At 40.7% G+C, this 12,749-nt stretch carries 12 protein-coding genes and 1 pseudogene; 5 read left to right on the forward strand and 8 right to left on the reverse strand.

Features of this window, described 5'->3' with window-relative positions; translation table 11 throughout:
* Positions 1–8 precede the first annotated feature (8 nt).
* Entirely contained in the window at positions 9–548 is a 540-nt protein-coding gene (locus HU830_RS02165; RefSeq protein ID WP_176942164.1) for a dCTP deaminase/dUTPase family protein, read from the reverse strand.
* A 61-nt stretch (positions 549–609) separates the two neighbouring features.
* Between HU830_RS02165 and HU830_RS02170 the strand changes: the two genes are divergently transcribed.
* The 3 genes from HU830_RS02170 to HU830_RS02180 all read left to right on the forward strand — a co-directional run bounded on the left by HU830_RS02170 (position 610) and on the right by HU830_RS02180 (position 3,001).
* Complete coding sequence (locus tag HU830_RS02170) at positions 610–915, forward strand: GNAT family N-acetyltransferase (RefSeq protein ID WP_176942165.1); 306 nt, start codon at positions 610–612, stop codon at positions 913–915.
* Positions 902–1,588, forward strand: a complete 687-nt coding sequence (rpiA, locus tag HU830_RS02175) for a ribose-5-phosphate isomerase RpiA (protein WP_176942166.1) — start codon at positions 902–904, stop codon at positions 1,586–1,588. The genes HU830_RS02170 and rpiA overlap by 14 nt, the downstream gene beginning before the upstream one ends.
* Before the next feature lie 69 nt (positions 1,589–1,657).
* Positions 1,658–3,001 carry a C1 family peptidase gene (locus HU830_RS02180; RefSeq protein WP_176942167.1) on the forward strand — a complete coding sequence of 448 codons (1,344 nt, stop codon included), beginning with the start codon at positions 1,658–1,660 and terminating at the stop codon, positions 2,999–3,001.
* Between the two features lie 259 nt (positions 3,002–3,260).
* Here the strand turns inward: HU830_RS02180 and HU830_RS02185 are convergent, their stop codons facing one another.
* The 3 genes from HU830_RS02185 to HU830_RS02195 form a co-directional block, all read right to left on the reverse strand.
* The gene (locus HU830_RS02185; protein ID WP_176942168.1) at positions 3,261–3,653 is read right to left on the reverse strand and encodes a MerR family transcriptional regulator; all 393 of its coding nucleotides are present in this window, start codon (positions 3,651–3,653) and stop codon (positions 3,261–3,263) included.
* A gap of 20 nt (positions 3,654–3,673) precedes the next feature.
* Positions 3,674–4,306, reverse strand: a complete 633-nt coding sequence (locus HU830_RS02190; protein WP_176942169.1) for a flavodoxin family protein — start codon at positions 4,304–4,306, stop codon at positions 3,674–3,676.
* Between the two features lie 170 nt (positions 4,307–4,476).
* Positions 4,477–5,952, reverse strand: coding sequence for a PTS transporter subunit EIIC (locus HU830_RS02195; RefSeq protein ID WP_176942170.1), 1,476 nt, complete (start codon positions 5,950–5,952; stop codon positions 4,477–4,479).
* A 229-nt stretch (positions 5,953–6,181) separates the two neighbouring features.
* Between HU830_RS02195 and treR the strand changes: the two genes are divergently transcribed.
* Positions 6,182–6,880: a trehalose operon repressor gene (gene treR, locus HU830_RS02200; protein WP_194946708.1), complete on the forward strand. Its 699-nt coding sequence runs from the start codon at positions 6,182–6,184 to the stop codon at positions 6,878–6,880.
* Positions 6,881–6,898: 18 nt separating this feature from the next.
* Positions 6,899–8,569, forward strand: a pseudogene (treC, locus tag HU830_RS02205) (alpha,alpha-phosphotrehalase).
* Positions 8,570–8,984: 415 nt separating this feature from the next.
* Here treC and HU830_RS02210 read toward each other — a convergent pair.
* From HU830_RS02210 to HU830_RS02225, 4 genes are read right to left on the reverse strand one after another with little or no spacing between them, the layout of a single operon-like run.
* Positions 8,985–10,667, reverse strand: a complete 1,683-nt coding sequence (locus HU830_RS02210) for an alpha-glucosidase (protein WP_176942171.1) — start codon at positions 10,665–10,667, stop codon at positions 8,985–8,987.
* A complete protein-coding gene (locus HU830_RS02215) occupies positions 10,667–11,089 on the reverse strand; it encodes a PTS sugar transporter subunit IIA (protein WP_176942172.1) in 423 nt (140 codons plus the stop codon). Before HU830_RS02215 ends, HU830_RS02210 begins: the two co-directional genes overlap by 1 nt.
* A 23-nt stretch (positions 11,090–11,112) precedes the next feature.
* Positions 11,113–11,952, reverse strand: a complete 840-nt coding sequence (locus HU830_RS02220; protein WP_176942173.1) for a PTS system mannose/fructose/sorbose family transporter subunit IID — start codon at positions 11,950–11,952, stop codon at positions 11,113–11,115.
* A complete protein-coding gene (locus HU830_RS02225; protein ID WP_176942394.1) occupies positions 11,936–12,742 on the reverse strand; it encodes a PTS mannose/fructose/sorbose/N-acetylgalactosamine transporter subunit IIC in 807 nt (268 codons plus the stop codon). The genes HU830_RS02220 and HU830_RS02225 overlap by 17 nt, the downstream gene beginning before the upstream one ends.
* Positions 12,743–12,749: the final 7 nt, after the last annotated feature.

The following is a 12,749-nucleotide window of genomic DNA, read 5'->3' on the forward strand; positions in this document are numbered from 1 at the left end:
TTTCCTCCTTACTCTCCGGAGGAACCAAAACCACCTTGGCGCCGGGGAGCATCATTATGATCGTTATCAACGGTTAAATAAGGCACAAAAATTCCTTGACAGATCCGGTCACCTTTTTTTATCAATCGATCTGTGGGAAAAAAATTCAACATTTGCACAAAAATTTCCCCTTCGTTTTGGGGGTTGTCATAGTAGTCCGCGTCAATCACCCCTACCGAATTCGGGAGAACCAAGCCGCGTTTTAAGGGACCACTAGAACGATTAACTAAGAGTAAAACTTCTTCGGCTGGTAAATAAGCCTTGAGACCGGTGGGAATCAAAACTGGCTTTAAAACTTGTTCGGCCCAATGAGCCCAACGTCCTTGCTGGGGTCTTTTTTGACAATAAGCCCATAACATTTTAGCCAGCGGTTGTTTCCAAATTGTCGGAACAACCATATCCACAGCGGCCTGTAAGTCATAGCCAGCCGCTTGTTTTGTTTGCCGTTTAGGCAAAGTTAAACCCGCTTCTTGATAGCGGGAAACAATTTCAAAACCACGTGTTTTCAATTATAATTACTCCTCATTTAGGGTATCATTATTATAACAGAATTAAAAGGAGACGCTGCCCATGAAATTCAAGCATCAAGCCGGTTGTTTTTACCAAGAAGATGCCCAAAAACACTTAATTGGTAAAATAACCTATACCCATCTTAAAGACCAAGTTATCAGTATCGACTCAACTTTTGTTGATCCTAACTATCGCAATCAAGGAATTGCCCGAGCTTTATTAGAAGAAGTCATCCAACGCGCCCGGCAAAAATATTGGCACATTATTCCCGTTTGCCCTTATGCGCGGATCGTTTTTGAACGCGAAAGTCAATTACAAGATCTTTTACAGCCAGTCAAGAAGGAGGACCAAGATGAAGCAAAATGAACTCAAACAAAGTGTGGGCATTAAGGCCGTTGACTTTATTCAAGAGGGCATGACTGTCGGTTTAGGCACAGGATCAACGGTTTACTATCTGGTTGAAGAATTGGGTCGACGCGTCCAAGAAAAGCAGCTGCAAGTCCAATGTGTTTCGACTTCGCAAAGAACTTGGGATCAAGCTTGTGCCTTAGGTATTACGATGAAACCCCTGCAAGAAGTCTCAACCATTGATTTGACTATCGATGGCGCTGACGAAATTGATCCTGATTTTCAGGGGATTAAAGGTGGCGGGGCTGCGCATACTTATGAAAAAATTGTTGCTGTGAATTCTCGAAAAAACATCTGGATTGTTGATGAAAGTAAGTTAGTCGACCAACTGGGAGCCTTCGGTTTACCCGTCGAAGTTTTGCCATTTGGTGCTCAACAACTTTTCCAGCGTTTTCAAGCCGAAGGCCTTCAACCTAAGTTACGTCTGGATGATCAGCAAGACCCGGTGCACACGGACTCCCAGAACTACGTTTTTGATTTAGAACTGGGGACCATTAAGCACCCGCATCTCTTAGCTCAATGGCTGGAAGAACAAGCTGGCGTGGTTGAACAAGGACTCTTTTTGGACCTCGTTAATACTGTTATTATCGGTACCGATCAAGGTCCGAAAATCATTTCTGATATTCGCTAAGGTCTGGACTAATTCGGTAATTTAATATAAAGTGGTCTTAAATTATTTTAATTTTTTCTGGAGGTTCTCATGGTAAAACCAATTTCAAGTACCGATTTACAAACTTTTCAAGCGGGATTAGCAGAAGTTCCCGCAGCGGATATTTTGCGCAAAAGCGTCGCTAATAACGGAATCTACGCTTCCAGTAAGACTTTAGCTAGTCAGGTTGCTTTAGATCCGACTTTCTCAATTGAATTAGAAACGGGTAAAGTTACCGATCAGAAAAGATCCGGTTTATGCTGGGTCTTTGCAGCTTTAAATACTTTAAGACATCCCATGCAAGCTCAATTTAAAGTTAAAGATTTTGAATTATCCCAAGGTTACATTTGCTTCTGGGACAAATTGGAAAAATCTAATTACTTCTATGAAAATGTTCTCCAAACGGCCCAATTACCTCTAGGTGATCGAAAAGTTGACTTTTTAATGGCCACTCCACAACAAGATGGTGGTCAATGGGACATGGTTTGCGGCTTATTTGAAAAGTACGGCGTCGTGCCCAAAAGCGTCATGCCGGATACCTTTAGCCGGACAAACACTTCCGAATTGAATCAAGTCCTCAATCTTAAATTACGCAAAGATGCAATCAAGTTACGTGATTTAGTCGCTCAACAAGCAACTGCTGACGAAATTGCTCAAACTAAGGAGCAAATGTTAGCCGAAGTTTATCGAATCTTAGTTTACACGATTGGTGAACCACCAACTAAATTCGATTGGTCCTACCGTGATGACGAACATAACTTCCACAGTGAAAAGGGAATTACTCCACAAGAATTCTACCAAAAGTATATTGGTCTTGACTTGCCTAACTATCTTTCCACAATCAATGCCCCGACGACCGATAAGCCTTACAACCACCTTTACACTGTGGAAATGTTAGGAAATGTTGTTGGCGGTCGGCAAGTTTGCCACTTGAACTTAGACTTAGAAACTTTCAAGGCCATGGCTATTAAGCAATTACAAAATAATGAAGCCATTTGGTTCGGAAGTGATGTTTCCACTATGTCTGATCGTAAGGCCGGCTTACTTGATACTAAACTTTACGACTTAGATCACCTCTTCAACTTAGACTTCCAGATGACTAAAGCCCAACGCTTGGACTTCGGTGAAAGTATGATGAACCACGCGATGGTCATTACCGGTGTGAACTTAGATGCCGATGGTCAACCAACGAAGTGGAAAATTGAAAACTCTTGGGGTGAACAACCCGGAACTAAAGGTTACTTCGTGATGAGCGATGCTTGGTTTGATCAATTCGTTTATCAACTAGTAATCAACAAGAAGTATCTTCCAGAAGACCTGCAAAAGGTTTACGATCAAGAAGTTGATCAACCAAAAGTTTTGGCTCCTTGGGATCCAATGGGTGCTTTAGCTTAACTCATGCCGTCTTTTAAGATACAATCTCTTTAATAAATTGAACAAGTTATTTAATTAGGCAGTTAATTGCCGTTCGGATTCGAATGGTGATTGACTGCCTAATTTTATCTAGATTTTAATGGGCTGCTAGTCAATGGTTCTTCAGTTTCATCTCTGCCGGTTTTTGGGATCAATTTGGTCATTTATAGTCATTTCTATCTGAGTAATTGTAAGTCTCACCTCAGCTCAAATCTGATAATGCTAATTACTTTGACTTTATTCACTTCTTAATTTTCCTATAAGCCAACTTTTCTTCCTCATAGCTAATCATGTGTGAGTCAAAATCATCTATTTTATAGTTCAAATAATTCAAAGTTTGTTGGATTTTATTGATTCTCTGGATTAATTCTTGCTGTTGATCAATTAGAATTTGCTTCCGTTTGGAATTCTGGTCTGAGTTTCGATAAGAATCAATGAATTTTTTCAAATTGCTTATTTCCATCCCCGCGTTTCGTAAGGCTTGAATATATAAAATCCAATTTAAATCACGCTGCTGATATTCCCGATAACCGCTCTTACTACGTTTAATCGGAGGCAATAAACCAATTTTTTCCCAATAACGCAAAGTAGTTGACGGTATTCCACATTTCTTACTAACTTCATCAATCTCCATAAATTAGATCTACCATCTTTCTATTTTCCAGTTAGTTGGCGCTGCAAAGAATTAATTTCCGAATCGTTAGATGCAATTCCTACAAAATTAAGTCCAAACCGGCGGGCAATTCGCTGCCAACTACCATAGCTTGATTGAATAGCCGCTTCCTGTTGAGAATCTGCTCCCTGAACAATAAGATATAAATCGGCCCCTTTCAAATCTTCATTAATCTCTAAATGATCAATAAAAGTTTTCAAATAACCGGACATATTGGACCAATAAACAGGCGTTCCAATCACAAGCACTTTAGCAGCTCGTAAGCGGGCAAATACTTTAGGATAATCACCCTCGCCTTGACCAATCTGAGGAATATGATATTCAGCTAAGTTAATTTGTTGGTAATGTTTCCCCCTCAATAATTTTTGCGCCATTTGGGCCGTATTGCCGTTTGTATTTTGACTAGCATTCAAAAAAACATATTTTCCATGACTATTGGGATGTTGAGCTTTAGTAAAAATCAGCTTATGTTTGGCTTTATTCATTTTAGACTCCTTATTTGCCGAAGCAACTTTAGAATTGGCTAATTGCTGTTCGCCAATCCCTCCAAGTAAGATAGCTATCACAAAGGTTATTAAACTTATAACGATAGTTAATTTTAAAGATATCTTCATTTGTCATCCTCCACTCCTCTGCAACTATTCGTTATCTTAAACCTTGAAGTCGACTTTAAGGAAAGCCTTTTTACCTAAATTTTGGCTAATTTTTCGGACAGGTTCTTGCTTTCAAAATAAAAAACTACCCCTTATGGGATAGTCTGAATTAGTTAAATTCTAGGTTAAAATTAGCTGCCAGGACGGGCCTTCTTTTCAACCTTCTTACCTTGCACCATCTGGTCATTGTAACCCCAAAACCAAGTAACTAAGAAGGAAATAATCAAAGCGGTCGCACTAGCCAGCAAGTAAGCATAGAAACTAGTCAAATCAGCGGGATGTTTGGGACTAAAGAAAGAAGAAAAGCCGATCAAAGAACCGGTGAAACCAAACATTGAACCGCGAAATAATCCTGTAATTAATCCACCGACCGCCGAACCGAGTAAGCCGGAAATAAAGACCCGCCGGTAACGTAAATTAATTCCGTAAATAGCCGGTTCCGTGACTCCACAAAAGGCAGAAATAGCGGCTGCAAAACCCAAAGTCTTTAAATCATCTCGCTTTGTTTTGCAGGCGACTGCTAAAACAGCGGCGCCTTGACCAACCATGGTTGTCGAAACAATGGCATTTAGAGCACTTTGGCCACTTCCTGAAATTTGTTGGGTAATCAGCGGGACAACCCCCCAGTGCAATCCAAAAATCACCAGAACTTGGTAGAAGCCCCCAATAATCAAACCGCCAAGCCAACCAGAAGCTTGCACTAACCAGTTAATCAAGTCCGCAATTCCGTTTGCCGCGCCTTGAATAATTGGACCGGTAATAATTAAGGTAATTGTGCCCACAACTAAAATCGTAATTAGTGGTTTAAAAATCATTTGTAAATAACTGGGTAAGTGATCTGCCAGCCAGTTTTCAACAAGCTTCGCTAACCAAGCTGCCAGAATCATGGGAAAAATTGAATAGGTATAATTCAAGAATTGGAAGGGGAAACCGCCAACCGCAAACATAGTTTTAAAATTCGTCCCCCAAGTTACTAATTGCGGATAAACTAAGAAGCCCCCAATTACCGCGGCCACGATTGGATCACTATTGAGTTTCTTGGCCGCGGCAAAGCCAACTAGAACAGGCAGAAAATAAAAAGCTGAGTCAGCCATCGCACTAACTGTTAGATACAAAACACTAGTCGGCTTTAAAATCGCCCCTAACTGCGGCATCGCCAACAAAGCCAAAATTCCTTTAATAATTCCAGCGGCCGCGATTACTCCTACAATTGGGCTCATGGAGCCCGTAATAAAACCAATCAAGTTTCCCCAAGCGCGACTAAAAGCTGATTGCTGGCTAGCCTTAGCCGCGGTTGGTGTTTCTGGGGTTTCTTCTTTTATTGTTGCAGACTGATCTTTTGCCATTAAATCTGGTCCGATAATTGCCATAACTGCGTCATATACTTGCGTCACGGCCGACCCAATCACTACCTGATACTGGCCCGAAGCATGCAAAACATCAATTACCCCAGCTGTTTGTCGTAAGACATCATCTTGAGCCTTACTTTCATCAACTAAAGTAAAACGCAAGCGGGAAATACAGTGAATCAAGCTCTTGATATTGGCCGAACCCCCAACATTTTGAACAATTATTTGAGCTAACTGTGAATAATCTTTTTGTGCCATTAAATTTCTCCCCTTCAAGCACTAATAAATAATTAACAAATTAAATTTCTTTCTAACGTAAAGATAGCGTTAACAAAAATTATTTTATAGCTTGTATAGACAAGTGTCAACAACTTAAAGTTATCTAAAAATTCGAAATATCAGTAACTCTTCTTGTCTGTCTAGACACGTTTAGATATAATAAAAATTAAAGGAGGAGATTATCATTTCTGTTCGCACTAGCAAGCAATTGCTCATCGCTCACGATATTTTAGCCAAGATCAAATCTCAGCAATATCCTGTCGGGACTTATTTACCTAGCGAAAGTCAACTGACTCAACTCTATGGTGTTGCTCGCGAAACTATTCGCAAGGCCCTCCAACAATTAGCTAATCTCGGAATTATTCAGCCGATTAAGGGCAAAGGTTCTTTAATTCTCGATTACACTCGCTATAATTTGCCGCTTTCGGGAATTACTAGCTTTCAGGAACTGAACCAGATTCAAGATATGCACGCCCAAACGCGGGTTTTAGAAAATCATCCTGGTCAAATCCCAACTTATTTCGCCCAACACGGAGTCAATCCCCAAGAAGAAGTCATCGTTCTCCAGCGGCTGCGGCGGATCAATGGACAAGCAATTGTCTTAGATCAGGACTATCTTCTGACTTCTTTAGTTCCCCAAGTTCCCGAACGGGCAGCGCAAAATTCGCTTTATGAATACTTAGAAGGTCAATTGGGCTACGAAATTGCCTACGCGACTAAGGAAGTCACCGTCGAAACTCCAACGGATCGTCAACGCGAGTTGCTCCAGTTGGCGGTCCAAGATACCGTTGTCGTAGTTCGTAGTCTAACTTATTTAGCCGACGCGACCTTGATTCAATTAACAGAATCTTATCATCGTCCCCAAACCTTCAAGTTTGTCGATTTTGCTCGGCGGACAAAGATTTAATTTCTTGAGGAGGAAATTATGAATAATTTAGGTCAAAAAGTAATTTATCAGATTTATCCCAAATCTTTCTATGACAGTGATGGCGATGGCCTTGGTGATCTTCGCGGAATTTTAGCCAAAATGGATTATCTAGAAAAATTAAATATCGATTTAATCTGGTTTAATCCCTTCTTCGTTTCTCCCCAAAACGATAACGGTTACGATATTGCCGATTACTATCAAATTGATCCTCGTTTTGGAAACATGGCAGACTTCGAAGAATTAGTTACCCAATTAAAAAAACGAAAAATTGGCGTCATGTTGGATATGGTTTTAAATCATTGTTCAACCGCTCATCCTTGGTTTAAAAAAGCCTTAGCGGGAGATCCTAAGTATCAAAAATATTTCTATTTACGCCCAGTCAAAGAGAACGGCGATCTTCCCACCAATTGGCAATCTAAATTTGGCGGCTCTGCTTGGGCACCCTTCGGCGATACCGGACTCTACTATCTCCACCTCTTCGATCCGACTCAAGCTGACTTAGATTGGCATAATCCTCAAGTTCGCCAAGAAGCTAGTCAGGTTGTCAATTTTTGGCGCCAAAAAGGAGTGCAAGGATTTCGTTTTGACGTCATCAATGTGACCGGGAAAGATGAAGAACTCCGCGACTCAACCGATCCAGCCACAGAAAAATATTTATACACTGATACCCCGATTGTGCACCAATACCTTCAGGAACTTAATCGCACTAGTTTTGGTCAAGACGACCAAACCATTACCGTTGGGGAAATGTCCTCTGCTCGCTTACCGGGAGCTGTGGAATACGCGGTGCCTGCGACCCATGAACTTTCCATGATTTTTACCTTTCATCATTTAAAAGTTGATTACCAAAACGGCAATAAATGGGAGACGATACCCTTTGATTTTGCTCAACTAAAAGAAACCCTCAGCTCTTGGCAAACGGCCATGGATCAAGGTGGGGGTTGGAATGCTCTCTTTTGGAATAATCATGATCAACCTTGGGCTTTGAATCGTTTCGGGGATCCAGTTCACTACCGGGAAAAATCAGCCACGGCACTAGCCACGGCGATGCACTGTCTGCGAGGAACGCCCTATATTTATATGGGCGAAGAAATTGGGATGATGGATCCTGATTACCAGACCATCTCCGATTACGTCGATATTGAAAGCCGAAATGCTTATCAAGAACTGCGCCGGCAAGGCTACACAGACGACCAAGCCTTTCAAAAGGTCAAGGCTAAAGCGCGCGACAACTCACGCGTGCCGATGCACTGGGATGCTTCTTCCACGGCGGGATTTTCCAGCGGTCAGCCTTGGTTACGACCAACCGACCAAGAAAAAATTAATGTGCAAAAAGAATTGCAATCCGGAGTCATTTTTAACTACTATCAAAAATTAATTTATTAGCGCAAACACCAGCCCTTAATTTCTGACGGCCACTTTCGGCAATTACTGCCCGATCATCCTCAAGTTTTTGCTTACGAACGTTGGCTTGATCAAGCAGATCAACGACTTTTAGTCTTAGTTAATTTCTACGGCCAAACAACCACTGTCAATTTACCGCAACAGTTCATCGATCGACCAAGCAAGGTCATTTTGAGTAACTATGAACTAGCCCGCACCAATTTTAATTTACCGAGCAGCTGTAAATTACGACCGTATGAAGCTCTAGTTTACGCCGTCAATTAACAATATTTTTAGACAAAAAAACCGTTTAGAGAACTGATTGAATAAGTTCTGTAAACGATTGCTTTAAAAGTTTAAAAAAGTTTAAATTAAGCTAACTTCAAGCGAAGGAGGCCTCAAACCAATGACGTAGAAGCTGATTTCTACTGGTTTAAGCATCGCTTTCAATTAGTTTTTTTAACGGGAAAGACCGTAACATACAGTGTTCTCACATTTAGTAAATCCAAATAAATGCGTTCTATAAACCAGACAAGTCTGTCCAAGACCCGAAATTCCGCAAGAAAATAGTTATTTTCCAGCGAAATTTCGTTAGTTGTCCTCCTTGTCTACCGGTTTATGTCACACTCTCAATTAAGCGAGTGCCTATTTAATTTGTTGACTCCCCCCAGTCGGTCCGTTGATTTCAGCGAGCCGGCTTTTAATTTTTCAATTTCCGATAATAAACCAAAGCCGCATAAGGGGGCAATTCAATCTGCTTTTCCAGACTAGCGGGCATAGACGAATAATTGGCTAATAACAACTTTGAACCAGTAAATTCTGCAGGAAGCGAATAATTAACTGGATCTTGACTGAAAGAACAAATTACAATTAATTGTTCTTGGGAATTAGTCCGCATAAAACCATAGACTTCTGAATCTTGAGAATTAATATTTTCATAACGACCATCAATAACTACGGAATATTTTTTCCGTAAGGCAATCAATTTTTGATAATAATAAAATACTGAATCTGGATCTGCTAAAGCCTGCTGAGCATTCATTTGCGGATAGTCTGGAGAAACCGGAATCCACGGCGTGCCTTGGGAAAAGCCCGCATTTTTTGAATTATTCCAGGGAAAAGGCGTCCGCGCATTATCGCGGGACTTCAAGTAGCAGATCTTTTTAATCTTCGTTTCACTTTCTCCCACGGCCCGCAATTCTTGAATCATTTGTTTGGTTTCAATATCTTGGTAAGCATTTAAAGAGACAAAGGGAACATTTTTTAAACCTAATTCTTCTCCTTGATAAATATAAGGCGTTCCCTGCATTAAATGTAACAAAGTTCCTAACATTTTAGCCGAGACTACTCGAAACTTGCCTTCTGCCCCAAAGCGCGTCGTGGGGCGCGGTTGATCATGATTACTCCAATACAAAGAATTCCAGCCTTGAACCAATTTCTGTTGCCATTCGGTCATCACTTGTCGCAAATCAGAAAGTTTAAAACGAACTTCAGAAAATTTGCCATACTTGCCGTAATCAAGATGCATATGATCAAATTGAAATAACATATTTAGTTCATGACGCTGCGGGTCGGTATATAGCAAGGCTTGATCACTATTAGTATTCGCCGCTTCCCCAACTGTTAAAACATCATAGTAAGCAAAAACTTCCCGGTACATTTCCTGTAAAAATTCGTGTTCTCGCGGTCCGTTGGAAGATCCATAATAATAATTCTTGTGTCGTGGTAAATCAGCAGGGGCATCGGGAAAGTCCTGCTTCTTACTCAAAAGTGTAATTACATCCATCCGAAAACCATCAATTCCTAAATCAAACCAGTAACGCATCATTTGGTAGATTTCCTGGCGAACCTGGGGATTTTCCCAGTTTAAGTCGGGTTGCTCCTTAGCAAAAAGATGTAAATAATACTGCTGCCGAGCCGGAACATATTCCCAAGCCGAATCAGTAAAGGTTGAACCCCAATTGTTGGGAGCTGAACCATCGGCTTGTGGATCACGCCAAATATAGTAATCAGAATACGGATTCTGCCGGGATTTTTTCGATTCTTGAAACCAGCGATGTTGATCACTGGTATGGTTGACAACTAAATCCATGATAATTTTCAAATGGTGCTCATGGGCTTGCTGCAATAATTCTTGGAAATCGACCAACGTACCATATTGAGGATTAATTTGATAATAATCTGCAATATCATAACCATTATCGACTAAGGGAGACTGATAGATGGGATTCAACCACAAGACATCAACCCCTAATTTTTCTAGGTAAGGTAAACGGGAAATAATCCCCTGTAAATCACCAATCCCATCACCATTACTATCTTGAAAACTCTGAGGATAGATTTGATAAACAACACTTTCTTTCCACCAAGCTTTACTTGTCATTATTCATCATCCTCGTCTGCCTCCATGTTTGCGACAACATCATTTACATAAACTAACTGCTGGCGAGCTTCTTGTACCGCCGTTCTAATTTGTTGCTTTTCTAAATAACCCTTCGGTAAGGTTAACAACAAGCTCAAAGCAAGCGGCAAGTTCATTCCCGCCAACAAATGAAAATGAGGTTGGCTTAAGTACTTAGTAAAGTTTTGATTAACTGAACCACCCAAGAGATCAGTAAAAACTAAAACTTCATCATTCTTCCAGTCTACATCGGCTAGAGCTTGCTCAATTTCAGTAGTCACGGCTACATTAGTTAGATAGGCATCCAAGACTTGTACTTTTACTGCGTTTGGAGCAATGTAATCCAAAGTATCTTTTAAGCCTGAGGCCAGCCGGTGATGACTCGCAAAAAGAACTTTACGCATTTTTTTAAATTTCCTTTCTTAATTTAAGGTTTCAAAATTCCAAAGAAGGCACAAATTAAGGCTACGACAATAATCGCCATAATAACTTGAATAACGGTCATTTTCTTACTTGCTAACAATTTATAGACAATAAAAGTCAAAGTCACTGGCAATAAGGCAGGGATAATCTTATCTAAGACTTCCTTTTGAATCCCCATCTTCACTTTCCCTGTCTGAAAAGTTAAAGCTACATTCATCTTTACCACTGATGGAATTAAGGCCCCAATCACGGTTAGTCCCATAATTGAAGCGGCCTCCGTAAAGACGGAAATTTTATCGCCCAAAGTGGTCACTAATTTCAGACCGGAATCATAACCTAAATGAAACAGTCGGAGCCGGACCCATAAGAAGAAAATATTTAAGCAAAGCCAAATGATTGCTCCGGTCGGATTGCCGTTTAAACCCATATAAGCGGCAATTGATCCCATGATGGTCGGATAAAGAACCCAGATCAAAGTATCACCAATCCCAGCTAAAGGTCCCATCATCCCAGTTTTGAAATTTTGAACAGCATCAATCGAATTGATGCCATCTTTTTCTTCCATTGCTAGACTGGCGCCCAATAAAATATTGGCCATCCAAGTCGTGGTATTAAAATAATTAAAGTGATTATTTAAAGATTTTTTATAGTCTTCATCATGCGGATAAATCTTACGTAAAGCCTTACTTAGACTATAAGCCACGGTTGGAGCTTGTTGATTTTCATAATTAAAAGTATTACAAGCCATAAACATATAGCGCCAAGCGGCTTTATTGATATCTTTCTTGGTCAACACATCCGCTTGCGTCTGTTTTTTAGACTCAGTTTTATTCATCCCAGTCATCTCCTTGATCTGCTGTTGTCGTAGTTGTCGTTGCTTCAGCTGCTACAGTTTTCGTTGTTAGATGGGTCACGAAGAAATAATAGGCTAAGGCTAAGCCAATTAAGGAAACTCCCATCATTGGTAGCTGTAGATAAGCGGCCAAAACGAAACCGACCAAGAGTGCTGAAAGATATTTTTTCGCCGGCATAACTTGTAACAACATGGCAATCCCCACGACAGGTAACATACTGCCCGCGATTGATAAACCGTTGGTAAACCAAGTCGGAACCACTCGTAGAAGGTTTTTAACTAAACCATTACCAAAGAGTACGACTAAAGCTGTGGGAATAGCGGTCGTCAAACCAAAGATTACTGGTCCTAGCCACATGATTAGGTTCATCTTGCGAAATTTATTCTGATTGAGTGCTCTTTGGGCCGCATGAGTTACATAGGTATTTAATAATTTAGCCACGACGTCCAATTGAATACCTAACATCCCCACGGGAACCCCCACGGCTAAAGCTACTGCTTTGGCATCAGCTAAGTTATGGGTTGTCCGTAGAGAAATATAAATTCCTACTAAGGCAGCTAACCCCCAGTTGGGCACCGACGAACCACCAATGTTGGCCACTCCTAAAGCCATCAATTGGAAAGTTCCCCCAATAATCATCGCCGTTTGCATATCGCCCATAATGAGTCCCATGAAGAGAGCAATCATAATTGGGAACCAAGTGGTAATTACTAAACCCTGCTGATCCAAAACGACCCAAAAAGACAGTAAAATTGTTAATAGACCTTGAATCATATTCATCATCATT

The sequence above is a fragment of the Bombilactobacillus apium genome (assembly GCF_013385145.1).
GTDB lineage: Bacteria > Bacillota > Bacilli > Lactobacillales > Lactobacillaceae > Bombilactobacillus > Bombilactobacillus apium.

Excerpts from the sequence above, each read along its gene's own strand:
- HU830_RS02190 (WP_176942169.1), bottom strand. The coding sequence starts at position 4,306 with ATGAAGATATCTTTAAAATTAACTATCGTTATAAGTTTAATAACCTTT.
- rpiA (WP_176942166.1), top strand. The coding sequence starts at position 902 with ATGAAGCAAAATGAACTCAAACAAAGTGTGGGCATTAAGGCCGTTGAC.
- HU830_RS02220 (WP_176942173.1), bottom strand. The coding sequence starts at position 11,952 with ATGACTGGGATGAATAAAACTGAGTCTAAAAAACAGACGCAAGCGGAT.
- HU830_RS02185 (WP_176942168.1), bottom strand. The coding sequence starts at position 3,653 with ATGGAGATTGATGAAGTTAGTAAGAAATGTGGAATACCGTCAACTACT.
- HU830_RS02180 (WP_176942167.1), top strand. The coding sequence starts at position 1,658 with ATGGTAAAACCAATTTCAAGTACCGATTTACAAACTTTTCAAGCGGGA.
- HU830_RS02210 (WP_176942171.1), bottom strand. The coding sequence starts at position 10,667 with ATGACAAGTAAAGCTTGGTGGAAAGAAAGTGTTGTTTATCAAATCTAT.
- HU830_RS02225 (WP_176942394.1), bottom strand. The coding sequence starts at position 12,742 with ATGAATATGATTCAAGGTCTATTAACAATTTTACTGTCTTTTTGGGTC.
- HU830_RS02195 (WP_176942170.1), bottom strand. The coding sequence starts at position 5,952 with ATGGCACAAAAAGATTATTCACAGTTAGCTCAAATAATTGTTCAAAAT.
- HU830_RS02215 (WP_176942172.1), bottom strand. The coding sequence starts at position 11,089 with ATGCGTAAAGTTCTTTTTGCGAGTCATCACCGGCTGGCCTCAGGCTTA.
- HU830_RS02170 (WP_176942165.1), top strand. The coding sequence starts at position 610 with ATGAAATTCAAGCATCAAGCCGGTTGTTTTTACCAAGAAGATGCCCAA.